At 46.1% G+C, this 20,404-nt stretch carries 14 protein-coding genes and 1 tRNA gene; 12 read left to right on the top strand and 3 right to left on the bottom strand.

What is annotated here, in order from left to right; all coding sequences use genetic code 11:
- Positions 1–105: 105 nt before the first annotated feature.
- Positions 106–933 carry a lytic transglycosylase domain-containing protein gene (locus tag P2W76_RS00630; RefSeq protein WP_276345501.1) on the bottom strand — a complete coding sequence of 276 codons (828 nt, stop codon included), beginning with the start codon at positions 931–933 and terminating at the stop codon, positions 106–108.
- A 217-nt stretch (positions 934–1,150) separates the two neighbouring features.
- On the opposite strand from P2W76_RS00630, the gene P2W76_RS00625 reads away from it, so the two are divergent.
- The 9 genes from P2W76_RS00625 (at position 1,151) to P2W76_RS00585 (ending at position 15,558) form a co-directional block, all read left to right on the top strand.
- On the top strand, positions 1,151–2,434 hold the full coding sequence (locus P2W76_RS00625) for a pseudouridine synthase (RefSeq protein WP_276345500.1): 1,284 nt from the start codon (positions 1,151–1,153) through the stop codon (positions 2,432–2,434).
- Between the two features lie 169 nt (positions 2,435–2,603).
- Positions 2,604–3,371 carry a TatD family hydrolase gene (locus P2W76_RS00620; RefSeq protein WP_276345498.1) on the top strand — a complete coding sequence of 256 codons (768 nt, stop codon included), beginning with the start codon at positions 2,604–2,606 and terminating at the stop codon, positions 3,369–3,371.
- Between the two features lie 102 nt (positions 3,372–3,473).
- Positions 3,474–4,493 carry a type I asparaginase gene (locus P2W76_RS00615; RefSeq protein WP_276345497.1) on the top strand — a complete coding sequence of 340 codons (1,020 nt, stop codon included), beginning with the start codon at positions 3,474–3,476 and terminating at the stop codon, positions 4,491–4,493.
- 185 nt (positions 4,494–4,678) lie between these two features.
- Positions 4,679–6,334 (top strand): sodium/sugar symporter, encoded by a 1,656-nt coding sequence (locus P2W76_RS00610; protein ID WP_276345496.1) that lies wholly within the window; start codon positions 4,679–4,681, stop codon positions 6,332–6,334.
- Between the two features lie 291 nt (positions 6,335–6,625).
- Positions 6,626–13,012: a PKD-like domain-containing protein gene (locus P2W76_RS00605; protein WP_276345495.1), complete on the top strand. Its 6,387-nt coding sequence runs from the start codon at positions 6,626–6,628 to the stop codon at positions 13,010–13,012.
- Between the two features lie 558 nt (positions 13,013–13,570).
- Positions 13,571–14,260 carry a (4Fe-4S)-binding protein gene (locus P2W76_RS00600; protein WP_276345494.1) on the top strand — a complete coding sequence of 230 codons (690 nt, stop codon included), beginning with the start codon at positions 13,571–13,573 and terminating at the stop codon, positions 14,258–14,260.
- A complete protein-coding gene (locus P2W76_RS00595; RefSeq protein WP_276345493.1) occupies positions 14,244–14,540 on the top strand; it encodes a GNAT family N-acetyltransferase in 297 nt (98 codons plus the stop codon). The genes P2W76_RS00600 and P2W76_RS00595 overlap by 17 nt, the downstream gene beginning before the upstream one ends.
- Before the next feature lie 180 nt (positions 14,541–14,720).
- Positions 14,721–15,074 (top strand): DUF6152 family protein, encoded by a 354-nt coding sequence (locus P2W76_RS00590; RefSeq protein WP_276345492.1) that lies wholly within the window; start codon positions 14,721–14,723, stop codon positions 15,072–15,074.
- Between the two features lies 1 nt (position 15,075).
- Complete coding sequence (locus P2W76_RS00585; protein ID WP_276345490.1) at positions 15,076–15,558, top strand: DUF6644 family protein; 483 nt, start codon at positions 15,076–15,078, stop codon at positions 15,556–15,558.
- 317 nt (positions 15,559–15,875) lie between these two features.
- Here P2W76_RS00585 and P2W76_RS00580 read toward each other — a convergent pair.
- A tRNA-Ser gene (locus tag P2W76_RS00580) sits at positions 15,876–15,962 on the bottom strand.
- 257 nt (positions 15,963–16,219) lie between these two features.
- On the opposite strand from P2W76_RS00580, the gene P2W76_RS00575 reads away from it, so the two are divergent.
- The 3 genes from P2W76_RS00575 (at position 16,220) to P2W76_RS00565 (ending at position 18,762) form a co-directional block, all read left to right on the top strand.
- Positions 16,220–16,648: a DUF1761 domain-containing protein gene (locus P2W76_RS00575; protein WP_276345489.1), complete on the top strand. Its 429-nt coding sequence runs from the start codon at positions 16,220–16,222 to the stop codon at positions 16,646–16,648.
- Positions 16,649–16,741: 93 nt separating this feature from the next.
- Positions 16,742–17,713 carry a polyprenyl synthetase family protein gene (locus P2W76_RS00570; protein WP_276345488.1) on the top strand — a complete coding sequence of 324 codons (972 nt, stop codon included), beginning with the start codon at positions 16,742–16,744 and terminating at the stop codon, positions 17,711–17,713.
- Complete coding sequence (locus tag P2W76_RS00565; protein ID WP_276345487.1) at positions 17,713–18,762, top strand: TerC family protein; 1,050 nt, start codon at positions 17,713–17,715, stop codon at positions 18,760–18,762. The genes P2W76_RS00570 and P2W76_RS00565 overlap by 1 nt, the downstream gene beginning before the upstream one ends.
- A gap of 115 nt (positions 18,763–18,877) precedes the next feature.
- Here P2W76_RS00565 and P2W76_RS00560 read toward each other — a convergent pair whose 3' ends face one another.
- On the bottom strand, positions 18,878–20,386 hold the full coding sequence (locus P2W76_RS00560; RefSeq protein ID WP_276345486.1) for a GH3 auxin-responsive promoter family protein: 1,509 nt from the start codon (positions 20,384–20,386) through the stop codon (positions 18,878–18,880).
- Positions 20,387–20,404 lie beyond the last annotated feature (18 nt).

The raw sequence follows: 20,404 nt of genomic DNA, 5'->3' as shown, positions 1-20,404 counted from the left end.
TTATTTACCGGAGGGTAGAAAACTTTAGAGATCAATGGGATATAGCGATGCCGCAAACAAAGAAGGACCGGAATGCCCGGCCCTTCCTGCTTGGGTTATAAATGGTTAGTTTATAAGTATGCCCTTGTTGCCAATTTCGGAGTTGACAGGGGCTCCGTAAGGAAAAGTATTATGTGTAGTGGCATTATTTTTAGCCAGCAGTTTACTCACCTTGCTGGTATATCCATATCGGGTTGGATTTTCAATTATTTCTTTCATAGAGATCAGTTTGTATACGTACGATGCTGTTTCCCTGTTAAGCTTCATTTTGAAATAATTATCCTGGTTCTGGTGGTTTATATGTCTTTTTAGTCTTCCCTCGCCAATATTGTACGCAGCTGCGGCCAGCGTCCAGCTATTGAACTCACGGTACAGCGATTTTATGTACTTTGCTGCTGCAATGGTCGACTTATGAATGTTTTTACGCTCATCGACGCTCGAATTCACCTTTAAGCCAAAACCTCTTGCTGTTTGAGGCATGAATTGCCAGAAGCCGGCAGCCCCCTTTGGAGAGACCCCGGCTTTAAGGCCACTCTCCACAAGCGGCATATATTTAAAGTCTTCCGGGATACCATATTCAGCCAAAATTGGTTCGATAATAGGAAACCATTTGCTGGCCTGATTATGAAGGCGGGACGTCTGAAGCTTTGCGCGTGAATGTGCGTGCAATGTCCGGTTCATTTTTGTAACAATGCGCGAATCTCCTAACGGAAGGAATTCGTCAGCAAAGCTCAATGAGTTAAAGTAAGAGTCAACGGGTTTTTCAGCTTTTTGGGATTCTGAGCTGATATTGATAAGTGAAGTGATCGAAGCCGGAGCACTATAAATAAACATCTTGGCGGTCAGTGATATAACTAATATCGCTGAACACATGATCAAGTGTTTCTTTAGCATTTTTACCTTTCTTTTTAGTTCCAAATATTAATACCTTTTGACAAAGGTATAAAATATATACCTAATTATCAAATAGTTATAATTTCACCCTTGTAAATGACCGCTTTAAGTCTTAGTTTTCTAGGTTGATTCCAGGTTTGATTTTTTGACCTCCTCCACCTCTAGTTGCTTATTTTTGCGTATCTTTGTTGCCTCTTTTGAGAGATAAAACTTAACCATGCCATTCAAAAACAAAAGGAACAGTCGGGACGACAAATCCGAAAAACCAAACCGGTCGTTTAAACCTGCCGCCGGTTCTGCCGTCAAGGGTAAATCAGACAGATCCGAAAGCAGTAACAACACGAAAAGGAAATTGTTTGGCGATGATTTCAAAAAGCCCTTCAAAACCGGAGCAAAACGGTCAGATGATAAATCTGGTGGCGGATTCTCTGGTGAAAAACGAAGCCCGAAAAGCTTTGGCCGGTCAGACAGCGGCGACCGTGCCGAAAGAAAGCCTTACCCGAATCGTCCGCAGGGCGAGAGGAAGCCTTATGGAGACAGGTCGTTCAGCGACAGAAAGGCGTATGGCGACAAGTCACAGGCTGAGAGAAAGCCATACGGTGACAAGTTTTCCGATAAGAATGCCCCCTCGAAAAAGTTTAGCGATAAGCCTTTTCGTTCCCGTTCCGCAGAATTTTCAAGTACATCGGAAAAGCCTAAATTCAGAACCGATGACAAAAAATGGAGTTCGGAAGAAAGGTTCGATAATAAAAGAAGCAAGAAGCCTGCGGCCGCCAAGGATGATGGCCTGATAAGGTTAAACAGGTTTATCGCAAACGCAGGGATCTGCTCCCGCCGGAAGGCCGATGAATTGATCGCGGCAGGCGTAGTGTCGGTAAACGGAGTACCTGTAACAGAGCTTGGTGCCAAGGTCGATCCTGCAAAAGACCAGGTCCGCTATAACGGGCAAAGCCTCAAGCGGGAGAAGATAGTATACGTACTTCTCAATAAACCTAAAGATTACATCACAACCACAGACGATCCGCAGGAGCGTAAAACCGTGATGAGTCTTGTAGAAAAAGCCTCCAGGGAGAGAATTTATCCTGTGGGCCGCCTGGACCGTAACACAACAGGTCTTTTACTGATGACCAATGATGGCGACCTGGCCGATAAGCTATCCCATCCAAAGAATAATATTACCAAACTTTATAATGTTGAACTCAACCGGAGCTTATCTCAGGGCGACATGAATAAGATTGCTTTCGGCCTGGAGCTGGAGGATGGTTTGATCAAGCCTGACCAAGTGAGTTACGTGGCCGGAGGAAGCAAGAAGGAAGTAGGAATTCAAATCCATAGCGGGAAGAACCGGATCGTGCGGAGGATATTTGAAAGCCTGGGCTACGAAGTCGTAAAGCTCGACCGGGTAGTATATTCCAATCTTACAAAAAAGGACCTGCCAAGAGGAAGATGGCGCTACCTGGAAGAAAAGGAGATCATTCAGCTTAAGCACCTGATCAAATAGAGCCAAGAGCCAGGATCCAAGAACCAGGACTGTATCGGTGATATGATATTTTATCCAGAAATGGAGTCTAATGTATGTAATGTAATCGATAGGAGACCATTTTTAAATAGTCACGGCACAAAGTCTTGATTCTTGGCTCTTGATTCTTGCTTCTTTAGTATTTTGCGCTATGACTCTTACTGATACCCACACTCACCTATATTACGAAGCAGATCCCGAAAAACTTACCCTGTTGATGCAGCGCTGCTTTGATAACAAAGTAGACCGGTTGTTTCTGCCCAACGTTGATTCTTCATCGGTCGCGCAGGTATTTAACCTTAGTAAATTGTATCCTGAAAATTGTTTTCCGATGCTGGGCTTGCATCCCTGCGATGTGAAGGAAAATTACCCGGGGGAGCTGGTATTAATCCGTAAAGCCGTTGATCTGGGGAAGATCTATGCTATCGGCGAGATCGGAATTGACCTTTATTGGGATAAGACAACACTCCAATATCAGAAGCTGGCATTCAGAGAACAAATTGACTGGGCCAAGCAAGCGGGCTTGCCGATAGTGATCCATTGCCGGGAAGCTTTTGATGAGATATTTGAAATACTCACTGAGCTGAAAGATTCAAGGTTAAAAGGGATATTTCATTGTTTTACGGGCACTGCGGAGCAGGCAAGGAAAGTTATAGACCTTGGTTTTTACCTGGGGATAGGAGGAGTGTTAACCTACAAAAATTCGGGGCTGGATAAAGTGATAGCGGATGTCAGCCTGGATCATCTCGTTCTGGAAACCGATTCGCCCTACCTGACACCTGTTCCTTACCGCGGCAAACCTAATGAGAGCAGCTACCTGGTTTATGTTGCACAAAAGCTGGCCGACCTGAAGCGGGTTTCGATAGAAGAAGTCGCCCGCATAACGACCTCAAATTCCAAAACCATCTTTGGCATCTAGCTCAAAGCCCACAGCTCAAAGCCCACAGCCCAAAACCGATAGCTCATAGCTCAAACCTCAATACCATTTTTTATATTTACCCCTCCTTCAGCCAATTATTAAATGACCAATGTTCTGATTATATATACCGGTGGAACCATCGGGATGGTTACCGACCCTAAAACGGGCGTGCTGGTTCCATTCAATTTTGATCAGATTACAGACAATGTTCCGGAGCTGAAAAGGCTAAACTATAGTTTTAAAGTACACTCGTTTGATCCGCTCATCGATTCATCAAACATGAGCCCGGAGATATACAAAGAACTGGTTACCCTGATTGAGGCCAACTATGATGATTACGACGGCTTTGTCATACTTCACGGCTCCGACACGATGTCCTTCACCGCTTCGGCATTGAGTTTTATGATCGAAGGACTGAACAAACCTGTTATATTAACGGGCTCCCAGCTCCCGGTTAACGGTATCCGCACTGATGCCAAGGAGAACCTGATCACCGCGCTCGAAATTGCGGCTGAAAAGAAAAAGGGCAAGGCCTGTGTTCCCGAGGTATGTATCTATTTTGATTATAAGTTATTCCGTGGCAACCGCTCCTTTAAATATAATTCTGATAAGTTCGAGGCGTTCAGGTCGCCAAATTGTCCGGTGCTTGCCGAGGCCGGCGTGTACCTCGAATTTAATAAGAACGATATTTTGAAACCAGGGGAAGGTCCTGTTAAGTTTCATAAAAAGCTGGATAGTGCTATAGGGGTGTTAAAGCTCTATCCGGGAATAAGCCCTCATATTGTAAAAGCTGCCCTCTGTTCCGACTGTAAAGCTATCATTATGGAAACCTTTGGCTCAGGCAACACTTCAACCCAAAAATGGTTCCTCGATCTTCTTCGTGAAGCAATAAAAGATGGCAAGCTCATACTGAATATCTCTCAATGTAAGGTTGGAACGGTAGAGCTGGGCAGATATGAAACCAGCCGGCAACTCAAGGAAATGGGTGTGGTAAGTGGTTATGATATGACATTCGAAGCTGCAGTAACCAAGCTGATGTACCTGTTTGGGAACGTTAAGAACAGGAAAAAGATTGCTGAACTGCTGGAAACGAATTTGAGAGGCGAGCTGACACTGGCTTAATTAGTAATCAGTGGCTCCGCCGGGTGATCAGTAATCAGTATCGGTGACTGTATTAACAGTTAGGTACGTTCGCACTGATTACTGATTACTGATTACTGATTACCGATCACTGATCACTCCTCAAATCTTTCTTCCTTATTTATTCCAAATTTTTTAATAGGTTTATTTAACCAAGCTATTAAAAAATGCAGACGCCCGATTACATTGTATTTCTAATCTACTTCCTGATTGTAAGTGCTTATGGTTTATATGTCTATAATCGCAAAAAACACGAAGATTCTAAAGATTATTTCCTGGCTAAGGATTCACTTACCTGGTGGGCTATCGGGGCTTCACTGATAGCTTCGAACATTTCAGCAGAACAGTTTATTGGCATGAGCGGCTCCGGGTTTTCCATGGGGCTGGCTATCGCCGCCTATGAATGGCTGGCTGCAGTAACTCTTATTATTGTGGCTGTGTTTTTTATCCCGATCTATATTAAGAATAAGATCTACACCATGCCGCAGTTCCTGAAAACCCGGTATAACGATACGGTGGCAATGATCATGGCCGTTTTCTGGCTTTTGCTTTATGTAGTGGTTAACCTTACGTCTATTTTATACCTCGGGGCTCTCGCGATAAGCAGTATATCAGGGCTTGATCTCGGCCTGTGTATGATAGCCCTGGCGGTGTTCGCCATCGTTATTACCCTGGGCGGGATGAATGTGATAGGCTATACGGATGTTATACAGGTGGTATTTCTCATACTCGGGGGCTTAGTGACCACCTACCTTGCCCTTGATCTGGTTGCCCAGCATTATGGGTCTGCCGGCCCCTTAAACGGTTTTAACCTGATGACCCAGAATGCAGGCGGTCATTTCGATATGATCTTTAAGAAAGAGGATCCCCATTTTATAGACTTGCCGGGCCTTACTATTTTAGTCGGCGGTATGTGGATCGTGAACCTGAACTATTGGGGCTGCAATCAATATATCACCCAGCGGGCACTTGGTGCGGATCTTAAAACCGCGCGCAGTGGAATCCTGTTTGCTGCATTTTTGAAATTACTGATGCCCGTAATTGTAGTGCTTCCGGGAATAGCAGCATTTGTTCTTTATAAAGAAGGAGTGTTCGCAACAGAGATGCTTCAGAACGGCGAAGTGGTGGCAGACCGTGCTTATCCGGTGCTGCTTAATTTGTTACCTGTGGGGTTGAAGGGCTTATCGTTTGCGGCATTAACCGCGGCAGTAGTGGCTTCACTCGCCGGGAAAGCTAACAGCATAGCAACGATCTTTACCCTTGACATCTACAAAAAAAAATTGAACCCGGATGCGGATGAAAAGAAGCAGGTTCAGGTAGGCCGGTGGGTTATTGTCATTTCCATGATCCTTGCAGTGGCTATCGCGCCCTACTTAGGTATTGATAAAAAAGGTGGCTTCCAATACATACAGGAGTATACCGGGTTTGTATCCCCGGGTATCTTTGCCATGTTCCTGCTAGGATTCTTCTGGAAAAAAACTACTTCGAATGCCGCACTTTTTGCGACTATCGGAGGGTTTATTCTTTCCTGCTTGTTTAAGGTTTCGCCGGATTACGTTAACCTCGAATTTCTTCATTCATCCGGTTTCGCGGTGCTGAATGCAGATGGCGTTTATGAAATACCGTTCATCGACAGGATGGGATTCGTATTCCTGATCTGCGTGATTGTGATGTTCTTCATCAGTATCTACGAGAATCGCAAAGGCATTAAACCCAATGGACTTGAAGTGGATAGCAGCATGTTTAAAACCGCGCCTTCCTTTACTGTCGGTGCGCTTATCGTGATCGGTATCATAGTGGCGCTATATAGTATCTACTGGTAGTAAATTCTGATATAGCTTAAGATTCCCTATGGTAGAAATATTTATCTTGCATCTACTTTTATTTAAACCGGGCTTAAGCGTATCAGAAGGATCTGTCAGTTGAATGAAGGATGCACGATTTTGTAACCAATTTTGCGCGATTTCGTATAATTCTGACGGTTCTCTTCAAGGGCGCTCGATTTTTAATATCTCGTCAGAGGCATGAAGCTCATTTCCAGAATATTAGTCTGTTCCCTTTTTATCCTTCAGGCTTGGATTCCCGACATATTTGCGCAATGCGGTCCTAATACTTTGGCATTCGTAGGTGGACAGCCCGTTTATAATACGGCTTGTGGCGACAATTCATACCAGGTAATAAAGGGCACTGCGCCAACCGGAACGGGAAATACCTTTCGATGGGAGGTGTCCTTCAGTGGATCGCCTTATTCAACCATTGTCAATGGAGGCGGAGTTCCGGTGAACTCCGCAGATATTTCGAAAAATGATATTACTAATTATGTACTGACCCCTGCCGGCAATGCTTCAGGCGATTACCGGATCAGACGGATCGTTACCAACTCCGGTGCAGGATGCTCAAATACTTCACAACCTGTCTTTTTATACTATTCTCAAAATGCTTCTGCGACAAGTGGGGGTACTATCACGGGTGACCTGATCGCCTGTTCGCCTGCAAGTGGGACTCTGACTGTTTCCGGAAATACCGGGCCGGTTTTGCAATGGGAGTCATCCGCCGATGGAGGGGTGACCTGGACACCCATCAATAATAATACTAATACGCTTACCTATTCAGGGTTAACTTCAGGGACATGTTACCGGGCATTAGTAGATAATATTTGTACCGGTAGTGCAGGAAGTATTGATGCCAGCGATAAATATTCGACAACAGTTTGTGTCACCGTTAACTCCATCCCGGCAATAACTGTACAGCCCCTCAGCGATGGCGTTTGTATTGGATCAAGCCTCAACCTGAGTGTAACAGCTACCAGCACCACCGCCATGTCATACCAGTGGAGAAAGAATGGTTTTGACATTAACGGTGCAAATGCTGCCACTTTTAACATAGCCTCTGTAGCTAATTCAGATGCGGCTTCATACGATGTCGTGATAACCAATAGCTGCGGAACGGTTACTTCAAATGCAGCCGTAATAACGGTCAATCCTATGCCCGTTGCCACGGTACCTTCCAATTCGGTGGTATGTCCTGGAGTTGTTGTTCCAATTACCGCATTCAGCAGCTCGCCCGGCGGTGCGAGCTTCACCTGGACAAACTCAAATCCGGCGATCGGGCTCGCAGCCGGCGGTTCTGGTGATGTGCCGTCGTTTACGGCTGCTAATGGAACAACAAGCGCAATAATAGCCACAATAACGGTGACGCCGGTTCTGAACGACTGTATCGGCCCATCCTCAAGTTATACCATAAGGGTTAGTCCCACGGCCGTGGTCACTGTTCCTGCAGATTTTTCTGTTTGCGAGGGCAATACCGTATCTGCAACTAATTTTTCCAGCACTCCGGCAGGGGCCACGTATACCTGGACGAATTCAAATACTGCGATCGGACTTCCCGCTGGCGGTTCCGGCAACGTGCCCAGTTTTACAGCTACTGGCAGTGGTTCAGCTACGATAACGGTAACCCCTTATGTTAATGGGTGTGCAGGTACTCCTTCTTCTTATGTAATTACTGTGAATCCGTTGCCTACAGTTTCAGCAATTGCAACGGATGAGACCTCTTGTGGTGCGAATAATGGAACAATTACAATCACTGCTTCCGGGGATTCTCCTCTCGAATACTCCATAAACGGCGGCGGCGCATATTCTACGGGAGGAACCTTTTCCGGTCTTTCTCCTGGAAGTTATGCGGTAATGGTAAAAAGTTCAAACGGGTGTGTTACTGCAGGCCCGATTCTTACGATCTCGAGCCCGGGTGCGCCGGCAGCGCCGGATTTAAATACAACGAACAGCCCTGTGTGTGAAGGACAAACGATCATAGTTTCAGTTAAAACTACCATACCCGGGGCGAAATATCACTGGACCGGGCCGGGAGGGTATACTCTCACTGAATCAACAGGCACTATGACCCGGCCAAACGCAGATATTTCGATGGCTGGAAATTATGTGGTGACTGTGTCTGATGCGGAATGTGTCAGTGATGCAGAGCCTTTTACCGTAGTCGTGAACAAACGGCCGATCGTAAATCAGCCTCCTGATTTACGATATTGTGCCTCATCTACTGTTACGGCCAGTGCGTTTATCAGCACACCAGCCGGTGCCACATATAGCTGGATAAACTCAAATACTGCGATAGGACTCGCAGGCAGCGGTTCTGGTGCCCTGCCCTCTTTTACGGGTACGAATACGACCAACAGCCCAATCACTGCCACGATTACCGTTATACCCACCCTGAATGGATGCGCCGGTGATCCAGTTAGTTTCACTATTACAATTGATCCGCTGCCGGTTATTGTTGCGGTTCCGAACATGCCAGCCTGTCATGGGTCCACGATTCCTGAGCAAATATTTACGAGCAACATTCCCGGAGCCACCTTTGCGTGGACAGTCACAGGCCTGGGCGCCACCTATAGCGGCAACGGATCACTTCCTGCTTTTACTGCTATCAATAACGGAACAAGTCCAATAACGGGAACAGTAACAGTTACAGCTAACGCCGGTGATTGCAGCGGACCTTCAATGAGCTACCAGATAACTGTAAACCCTTTACCCAGGATCACCAATGCCCCTCTAAACCAGGTAACCTGTGCAGGCGTCAGCACCACTGAAGTGGTCCTGACATCCGATGTCGCCGGAGCCACTTTTTCCTGGACCGCGGTTCCCTCCTCCGGTAATATCACAGGATTTACGGCTAGTGGAACAGGAAATATTCCGGCAGAGCTGATCAGCAATAGCGGAACCGTTGAAGGTACAGTTACCTATACCATTATTGCTAGCGCAAACGGATGCCCTGGTCCGGCAACCACGTATGTCATCCATGTGAATCCACCGCCAAAGCTTCTCAGCTCGATAGCTTTAAGCCAGACGGTTTGCTCTGGTAGTCCGAGTGCCGCAGTTAACCTGAGTTCGGAAGTCGCCGGAACTACATTTAACTGGACGACTACAGTTTCAGGTTCAATAACAGGTTTCCAAAGTACGGGGACAAATCAAACACAGCTTCCTTCCCAAACCCTCTTTAATTCGGGTACCAGCCCCGGAACAGTAACTTACACGATCGTTCCCATCTCCGATGGATGCCCGGGTCCGGTAAGCGTATATACCATTCTTGTGAACCCGCTGCCTACTGCCGCGATCAGCGGAGATGCTACTGTTTGTTATGGGGCGGATGCAACGCTGAATGTTGCGCTGACCGGTACCGCGCCCTGGACTATTACCTATTCTGACGGAACGGGCTCATTTACCATCCCTAACATCAATACCAATTCCTATAGCTTTTCAGTCAGCGCGACCTCTACCAAAACCTATACAATTGAATCCGTTTCTGATGCCTTATGTTCGAATTCGGGTTCGGGTTCTGCTACGATTACCCAGCCATCAGCCCCCTTAGCTGCTTTAGCTGGCAGTACGAATGTGAGCTGTTTTGGGGCGGCAGATGGAACAATAACCTTTACCGGAGTTTCGGGCGGATCTGGCTCTTATCAATTCAGTATTGACGGCGGCGGAACCTGGCAAGCCGGCGCTGCTTTTACCGGCCTGATACCGGCTACTTATAACCTGCAGGTCAGGGATGCTGGAAATGTATCCTGTACGTTTCTTGTCAATAACGCCCTGGTGATCACTCAGCCTGCAGCTCCTTTAACCGCCGCGATCAGCGGTCAGACGAATGTTCTGTGTTTTGGTGCAAGTACCGGTTCGGCAAGCGTTGCAGCTTCAGGGGGTACCGCACCTTATTCATACCTGTGGAGTAACGGCGTTACTCAGGCAGACTTGATCAATGTGCCGGCTGGCACCTACACCGTAAACGTTTCAGATGTCAACGGATGTACTATAGGCACAGCTTTGTCAGTAACGATCACTCAGCCTGCATCGGCGCTTAGTGCTGCAGCAAATTCAATAAATGTGAGCTGCTTCGGCGGCAGTGACGGGTCGATCAGCCTGGTTAGTATCAGCGGTGGTTCAGGTACTTATGAATACAGCATTAACGGCGGCATTATCTGGCAGGGCGGAACGGTCTTTAATAACCTGGCTGCAGGGTCTTACCAGGTATTGGTTCGTGATGGATCTGCCCCTTCGTGTATATTTACGGTAAACGCTTCGCTTACGATCGGCCAGCCGCCGGCTCTAAGCGCGCTGGCAGCCGCTTCCAATATAACCTGTTCTGGAGCCGCCGATGGGACGATCACCATTTCAAACATCAGCGGCGGCTCAGGCAGCTATCAATATAGTATCGATAACGGCGCCGGCTGGCAAAATGGAAACACCTTCGGTGGTCTGGCTGCTGGCAGTTATTCCGTCCAAATGAGAGATGCGGTAAACCCTGCCTGTGTATTTATTATTGACGCAAACCTTATTCTCAGCCAGCCGGCGGTCTTAAGCGGAACCGTAGAATTCAGAAACGTTACCTGCCGCGGCGCAGCCGATGGGAGTATCACCGTAGTAAACGCTGCCGGAGGCTATGGAAATTATGAGTATAGCAAAGACGAGGGCATAAGCTGGCAAGGTTCACCGGTCTTCAGCAACCTGTTACCCGGCACTTATCATATACAGATCCGCGATCTGGCAAATCCAAACTGCCGGCAAGTATTAAATTCGAATGTAATTATCCGCGAGGCAGCAGAACCACTGGTTTCCGGGATAACAGGGATCGTCAATATCGACTGCTTTGGTTCGAGCACCGGGGCTGTAGCTTTATTTGTAAGAGGCGGAGTGGCTCCCTATACTTATGCGTGGAGTAATGGAATGACTTCGCGCGATATCAGGAATGTCCCGGCCGGAACTTACAGCGTTACCATCACAGACTCCTATAATTGCATCTCTATGCAGACAGTTATCATCAACCAGCCATCTGAGCCGATAAGCATCAGTTTCTCTAAAAATGATGTAAAATGCTTTGGAGAAAGCAACGGGTCGGTCAGCCTGACGGTCAGCGGCGGCACGGCTCCCTATCGTTATATCTGGAGCAACGGCCGTACAACCAAGGACCTCATCAACCTGACCGCAGGAACCTATACTGTAACTATCACTGATGCAAAAGCTTGCTCGCAAACCCAGGAGATCACGATCGGGCAGCCCGTGCAGGCGCTCGCGCTTAGCGTGGCGAAAACGAATGTAAGCTGCTTCGGGGGGGCTGATGGAGTCATAGACCTAACTGTCAGCGGGGGCACCGCGCCATATAGTTATAACTGGTCCACCGGGCAGAGGACGGCAAGCCTTAACGGGATCCCGCAAGGCAGCTATAGCGTCACTATCCTGGATGCCAATGGCTGTTCTTTAACCCGGAACGTAACCATCACCCAGCCCTCTGCTCCTCTGCGGGTTTCATTGACAGTTAAAAATACGGTTTGCAGAACATCGAGCGATGGCATGCTCACCGCAGTGGTAAGCGGCGGAACCGCACCTTACAGATTATCATGGAAAGATCATCCGCAGACCTCCAACGTATTATCCGGCCTTCCGGCAGGTTTGTATGAGATCAATGTAACGGATGCCCTGGGATGTACGTTCAGTGCAAGTGCAGAAGTCATCGCCGGCGTTTGTCCGCCAGTTGCTGTCGACGACCCTTTCAAAACCTATGAAGACGCTGCTGTTTCCGGTACAACGGCCCCGAACGATTTCGACAGGGAAAGCCTGGCGCTCACCTTCAGCCTTGCAGCACAGCCAGAGAATGGATCGATCATCTTCAGGGGAGACGGAAGTTTTACATATACGCCGGTCGCGGGCTATTGGGGAACAGAAGTTATTCCATATAAAATATGCAATACAGCCGGAGTCTGCAACACAGCTAATCTCATTATCCAGGTTGTTCCATATACGATAGTACATCTTACCCCCGCTATTTCTAATGTCACCGAAGGAAGGAAGATAACTATTACGGCCAGGCTCGAGAAACCTTATAAGGACGATGCGGTGATAAAGATCGCTTATTCAGGAGCTGCTATAAGAGACCGCGATTATGCCCTGCTCGATCAATACATGCAGCTGCTTATTCCCAAAGGCCAGCTTGTCACTACCCAAAAGATCACTGTCGCAGCCCTGACAGATGATATTGATGAAGATGAGGAAATCATCAACGTGCAGATCGCTTCAACCTCAGATCCGGAGGTCAGGATCGGCAGGAGCGCAATCGTCGTCATCGGGGATGTTTACCCGCCTGTGATCTCTGACCTTGTTAAGGACAGTGAGCCGCTTCCAAATCCTGACATTAAAATTGATCCGTTGTTTTCACCCAATGGTGACGGGCTTGGTAACGACACCTTTATCATTGAAAATATAGTTTCATTCCCGGATAATGAAGTCCGGATCTTTAACAGGTGGGGGAACGAGGTTTTTACAATGAACGGCTACGACGAGCGGGAACGCGTGTTCAAGGGTTATGCCAATACCGGCATGCTTACCAACACCAATGTGCCTCTTGTCGACGGCGTTTATTATTATCTCATAAAAACCCGTAGAACTCTAAACGGGGAGGTGATCACCGCAATCAACAAAGGGTATCTTATTCTGAAACGCTAGCAGGCAGACCAGTGCCATTGATGGGGGAGAATCGAATATTTATGGAAATGTGTGATGAATACTCTTCCGTAAGATCTTTCAGATACAAGAATCTTTATGAGGAAAAAGCCGGAAGATTGATTGATTGGAAAATCTCTAGTGTCCGATTAAAAGATTTCGCTTTTTGACCCCGAAGGCGGTCACATGTTTATAGTGATCGATATTCCAGATAAATCGACCCCGAAGGTGGTCGTATATGCTTAAAATTTTCACACACGACCACCCTCGGGGTCGGAAAAGGCCATAATGAATTCTTCTATAAACATGTTGACCCCGTCCTAACGGCGTTCATCCGGGCGGACACCTTAGGGGTCAAATCTGCATGTATTTTTATAGGGGGCTTGCTTTTTTAAAAATCAGTAATAAATATCCAATACTGAGCATAAGAACATATTAATTGAAATTTCAATTTTAACCGGATACTAGTGATTGGAAAACCTGTTGATAAAATGGGGGACATGACTTAAATTCAATAATGAATAATCATCCTGAAAAATAAATTTAATCACTTAATAAATAATGCAATACAAATTAGAAAATCCGGTTCATGGAACAATCGGCACCGGGAAATACCAATGCACTATTGAGTGGCGTAACGGAAAATTTATTGCTGATGAACCTGTAACATCAGGAGGAAAAGATATGGGCCCCGACCCATTCACACTTTTGCTTTCATCGCTTGCATCATGCACCTTGGTTACCATGCGCATGTATATCGACCGTAAAGGTTGGGATATCCCTGAAATCGTCGTCAATGCGAATATGTATAAGGAAACAAAAGAAGCCGGCCCGGACGACCCGGTGGGACGGGGGAAGATAACAACCATTATTGATCGTGATATAATTTTTCTCAGTCCGGTTGAAGCTGAGCAAAAACAACGATTGCTGGAAATCGCAAATCATTGTCCTATTTCAAAAATCCTGGAAGGGGATATTAAAGTCCGGACATTTCTTTTCAAAGACAGTGAAACCGAAAAGAAAATCAACTATGCTAATGATGAAATAACGGTTGTTTGGAAACCGGAGTTCTGCCAGCATGCGGCAAGGTGCTGGAAGCAATTGCCTGAAGTATTTGATTACAAGAAAAAAGCCTGGATAAACCCGCATGGGGCAGCATCGGAAAGGATAATTGAGCAAGTTAAAAAATGTCCTAGCGGCGCTCTGTCATTTTTTTATAATAATGAAACCGCAAATGGCAGCAGAATATGAGATCATAAACAACGAGCAGCAGATGCACTTTGAAATTCACGAAGGGGATGAAATTGCTTTCCTGGAATACCGGTTCTATAAAAAGGATATTGCTTTTATGCACACCCTGGTTCCTGAACGCATGAAAGGAAGAGGCCTCGCATCGGCATTAGCTGCCTACGCTTTTCAATATGCTAGAGAACATAAAAAGCCGGTGATGGTTTATTGCCCTTTTGTTTCAGCATACGTGAAGAGACATCCTGAAGTCCGGGAGCAATTGGATAAAGAATTTCATCATTAAGACATGAAATTAATCTTATTCGGAGTGGTGCTGATCGCTGATGAAAAGAAGTGCCATAGCGCATTTTTGGCGAGATTGTAACCGGAAGACGGAATATTGATAATATTTTGAACATAACAGGCTGGCTTTTGTCTTAATAAAGGGTTATATTGTTATTAATATTCACATAAATTACGGGTTATGGCTTATTTAAGAAATCTATCGCTGGCAGGTGTTCTCTTGCTGGCCACCGCGTTTACGTTCTTTCATCATGGCTGGGCTGAGTACGATCAGACCAGGGCTATCGACTACAAAGCTACCATTGAAAAGCTGGTTTGGGAAAATCCGCATGCCCTGGCAACGGTAAAGTATAAGGGGGCTTCGACAACAGTCTACCTTGCGCCGACGACCCGCATGAATGACCGCGGCCTCTCGCCGGAGATGGTTAAGGAGGGTACAGCTGTAAGGTTAGTTGCCTATCCTCACAAAAGCGGGAAGAATGAGATGCGCGCCGAGCGGATCTATGTAGGCGACAAAAAATACGAGTTAAGATAAGGTGTTTTTCGATGTAGCCCGGGTTGCCGACTGGCTGGAGAATACGAGCTGGGCTGCCGGAATACGCCAGTCGCTCTGGTTATACCCGGCTCTTGAGATCGTACATATCGTAGGAATTGTCATGCTGGTTGGTGCAGCGTTTATGTTTGACCTCCGGCTCCTGGGCTTTTCCCGGAATCTTCCCCTCTGGGGAATGTCCCGCCATCTATTGCCATGGTCCAGGAGAGGGCTATGGCTGATAATCCCTTCAGGCATCTTACTATTTATGACCAATGCAAAGTCGCTCAGTACAGATCCCACTTTCTGGTTAAAAATAGTCCTTATTATCGTGGCAGCAGTCAATGTATTCATCTTCCACCGGTTTGTCTTTAAGACGGATTCTGGCGGACAAACGGAGCTTTCACCGGTTTCTAAGGTATTGGCAGTTGTTTCGATAGTGGTATGGATCGGGGTTATTGCCTGTGGGAGGCTGCTGGCGTATTGAACAGAAGTGTTCGTTAAAAATAGTCGGATGCGAACTATTAATATGCCTGGATCAGAACCTCTGCTGGAATATTCAGTATTTCAGTTAGTTTACGAATCATCGACAAGCTTAACTTTCTTTTCCCCGATAAAATTTCGGATTTCCTCGAACGGTTTCCTAAGATATTGCTCAACTCATTCTCAGAGCAGCAACGAAATGCTGTCGCTTCGTTTCACTTCGCTATTGTCATTTTTTGTTTCCTCGATTTTGCAAGCTTGGGCTCGCAACGCTTAAAACAAAAAATGCCGTCCCGACGTTGTCGGAACAGCATTTTCTTGCGGAGAGGGTGGGATTCGAACCCACGGTACCATTGCTAGTACACGAACTTTCCAAGCTCGCTCGTTCGGCCACTCTGACACCTCTCCGGGTAATTCTGGCCTTTCCTGCTGGAGGGATGGCAAAAGTATTAAATTTTCGTCAAACTACACCTGTTAGGCCTTATTTGGTTCGAAAATATTTTATCCCTTGTGGGGTTTTTATTTAGCTGGCAGATAAATCAGAATATGGTATATTTAATCTTATATGTTTGAGAGACATATACTTTCAACAATGGAGCAGTGCCCATTTAAAAAACGGGAGTGACCGAAAATCCAGAAGAGTAGGGAATCTTAAAAGGACCAACATGGAACTAAACCTAAACATGGCTGCGATATTGGTTGCAGTAGTTGTCAACTTCTTTATTGGATTTATCTGGTACACGCCTCTTTTCGGGAAGATATGGGGAAAAGAGATGGGGTATGATCCGAAGACGAAGCCGGACCCTAAAGTGATGATAAAAGGAATGATCTTTATGGTCATAGGGAATTTTTTCTTCGCATGGGTACTGGCGCATAATTTGGCTGCGTGGCAGTTCGTGCCGGGCGTTCCTGAAATGGGCCCTTTTAATAATGCCTTAAGCTCTGCTTTCTTTCTTTGGTTAGGATTCTATTTCCCCGGCCATCTTGGTGCAACTGTATGGGAGCAGAAATCGTGGAAGCTATTTGGCATCGATGCAGGGTATAGTTTAGTTTCTTTATTGGTAGTATCGCTGATCCTGACTCACTGGAGATAGGGGGATGGGCCTTTCCCTAATTCGTGCCGAAATTATCCCGCATTTTCAATATGTTTGCAGAAATAATTTCATACTAAACGGTTCCAAGAATTAATGCTAAGTCTCGACGAGATCAAAAAACCTATCGCCGAAGAACTTGATACTTTTGAAGGGAAGTTCAAAGCTTCCATGCAGAGTTCTGTTCCGCTTCTTGACCGGATCACGCACTATATCGTAAAGCGGAAGGGAAAACAAATTCGGCCAATGTTCGTGTTTTTCTCTGCGAGTCTTTGCGGAGGAATTACCGAGGCCACCCATCGCGGTGCGGCATTGGTTGAATTACTTCATACAGCCACGCTTGTCCATGATGACGTGGTCGACAATTCTTATGAGCGCCGCGGCTACTTTTCTATTAATGCGCTGTGGAAGAATAAGATTGCGGTCCTTGTGGGAGATTTTTTACTGTCAAAGGGCTTGCTGTTATCGATCAATAGCAATGATTTCGAATTGCTGAGGATAGTTTCTGAGGCAGTAAAACAGATGAGCGAGGGAGAATTGCTTCAGATAGAGAAGGCAAGAAGGCTGGATATTGACGAGAAGGTTTATTACGAGGTTATTCGCCAGAAGACTGCTTCGCTGATAGCTTCCTGCTGTGCCTGCGGGGCTTCCTCAGCGGGTGCCGATGCGGCTACGGTGGAAAAGATGCGTCTGTTTGGAGAAAAGGTTGGTATCGCTTTCCAGATCAAGGACGACTTGTTCGATTTCGGGACGGATGAGATCGGTAAGCCTTTGGGTATAGATATTAAAGAGAAAAAAATTACGCTTCCCTTAATCTATGCTTTAAGCAAATCGAGCGCTTCGGAAAAGCGCAAGATGATCAACCTGGTAAAGAATCACAATGAAGATGCCGATAAAGTTTCTGAGATAATTGATTTCGTACGAAGCAGCGGTGGCATGGATTATGCAGCCGGGCAAATGGCGGCCTACCAGGAAGAAGCTTTTAATATATTAAATGATTTACCGGCACATAGCTCGCGCGATGCATTGCAGCAGCTTGTCCGTTTTACTACTGAACGTAAAAAATAATGTCTAACGAGTCTATATTTTTCGGCAGCTTTCTGCTTTTTATAATTCTGATGCTGGCAATCGATCTTGGCGTTTTTAACAAAACTGACAAGAAGGTTACCATGAAGGAGGCTGCAGTGATGAGCTTTATCTGGGTTAGCTTTGCGATCGGGTTTTATTTCATTCTTCTGAGCGAAGGAGAGGTGCTTCATGGTATCACCAATTTTGCGCAGCTGCAGGAAGTGACAACGAAGCACCTTCATAACATCACCCTGATACCCGAGAATTATTCGGCGAGCCTGGCTATCTATAAACAAAATCTTGCGCTTGAATTCCTCACGGGCTACGTAATTGAGTATGCCTTGTCGGTAGACAATATATTTGTGATGGTCCTGATCTTCTCTGCCTTTGGTGTCAATGAGAAATACTATCATCGTGTATTGTTCTGGGGTATCGTGGGCGCAGTTGTTATGCGTTTCCTGTTTATCTTCCTTGGTTCAACACTGATCAATGAGTTCGGATGGATACTCTATCTGTTCGGAGCGTTCCTGGTCTACACGGGGGCTATGATGTTTGTCAACAGGAATCAGGAGGAAACGATAGATACCGAAAACCACCGGGTGGTCCGCTTTGCATCCAGGTACTTCTCGGTTCATCCCGAGTATGTCGGTAACAAGTTCTTTGTGAAAATTGACGGGAAGAGGATGATCACACCGCTTTTCATTGTTCTTCTCATTGTTGAATTTACCGATCTTATTTTCGCGGTTGACTCAATTCCTGCGATCTTCGCTGTTACTAAAGACCCTTATATTGTTTTCTTCTCTAATATCTTCGCCATCCTGGGATTAAGATCTATGTTCTTCCTGCTGGTCAATGTTATACACAAATTCCACTATCTTAAAACAGGCTTATCGTTCCTGCTGGTATTCATCGGAGTGAAGATGCTGGGCCATCACTGGCTTAGTGACATGGGCTTCAAGACGAGCCATTCGTTGTTTATAATTCTGTTTATTTTAACGACGAGTATTGTGGCGTCGCTGGTATTTCCTAAAAAAGGGAGCAAGGAATAAGGAGCAAGGAACAAAGACTGCAAATCGGAGAGCTGGGCTCAAATCTTTGTTCTTTGCTCTTTACTCTAATTGGTAGTTTTCCGGTCTTTAATCCTTTCTCTTTGTTCCTTGATCCTTATAGCATTTTCAGTATCTCTTCCACATAGGTCCTGTCATTTGCCAGTCGCGGAACTTTATGCTGACCGCCCAGTTTCCCGCGATTTTTCATCCAGTGATAAAATAAACCGTCTTTGGCAACGTGGACCAAAGGCCGGCGCAGCGCCATATCCTTAAAACGTTTGGCATCGTAATCAGAATTCACCTGGCGCAGGGTTTCATCAAGCAGGTCTGTGAATTTTTCAATATCATCAGGCTGCTGTTCAAACTCTATGATCCACTCGTGCCCACCAGCATCATTTCCTTTAAAGTAAATTGGACAGGCCGTATAATCCCTTATGATGGCATTCGTTTCTGCACAGGCTTTTGAAAGAGCTTTCTCGGCGTTGTCGATAATAAGTTCCTCACCGAACGCATTGATAAAATGTTTAGTGCGGCCGGTAATCTGAATGCGGTGAGGCGAGAGCGAGGTAAATTTGATCGTGTCGCCGATCATATATCTCCATAAACCGGCGTTCGTGGAAATGATCAATGCATAATTCTTATTGAGTTCGACGTCTGCCAGCGCCAGCGTTTTTGGATTTTCGGAGTTAATATGCTCCATAGGCAGAAACTCGTAATAAATGCCATAATCCAGCATCAGGAGCATCTCCTCAGAATCAGGCTGATCCTGGATCCCAAAAAAGCCTTCTGAGGCATTATATGTTTCCATATAATACATGTTATCAGAAGGGATCAATTTTTTAAACTGCTCCCTGTACGGATTGAAATTAACAGCGCCATGAAAATAGAACTCCAGGTTTGGCCATACTTCCAGCAGGTTATTCTTACCGGTGATTTCCAGCACCCGTTTGGCCAGTACGATATTCCAGGTTGGAACTCCCGAAATATTAGTAACATTAACATTTATTGTAGCCTGAGCCATCTTTTCCACCTTTTCCTCGAAGTTATCCATCAGAGCGATCGACATATCGGGTGTGCGGTAAAACTCGGCCCAGAATGGTAAATTCTTTATCAGTACGGCAGAAAGGTCGCCATAACATGAGTCTGCATTCAGCTGGTTTATCTGATGGCTTCCTCCCAGCACGAGGCACTTCCCCGTAAAAATCTTAGCATCGGGCCGGTTATCGCAGTACATCGTCAGCAGGTCTTTCCCGCCCTTGAAATGACATTCTTCGAGAGACTCCTCGCTAACCGGAATGAATTTACTGCGGTCGTTGGTGGTGCCGGACGACTTGGCAAACCATTTAATTTCGGAAGGCCATAGCACGTTTTGCTCGCCGGCAAGCATACGTTCTATATAAGGCTTAAGGGAGTCGTAATTTTGGATAGGTACCCGTTCCTTGAACTGATCCTGGGTATAGATACTGGCATATCCGTATTTTTTGCCCCATTCGGTATGCTGAGCAGCAGATATCAGGTTTTGAAACCATTCGTCCTGTACCTCATGCGGATATTTTATGAAAAGCTGGATCTGATGCATCCGCTTTTTCATAATCCAGGTAAAAATAGAGTTTACGATTGTCATGAGATGAGATATTGCCGC

It is taken from the genome of Daejeonella sp. JGW-45 (genome assembly GCF_029360805.1).
Classification (GTDB): domain Bacteria; phylum Bacteroidota; class Bacteroidia; order Sphingobacteriales; family Sphingobacteriaceae; genus Daejeonella.
The sequence above is the reverse complement of the archived record's forward strand: the minus strand, read 5'-3'. Positions and strand labels throughout refer to the sequence as shown.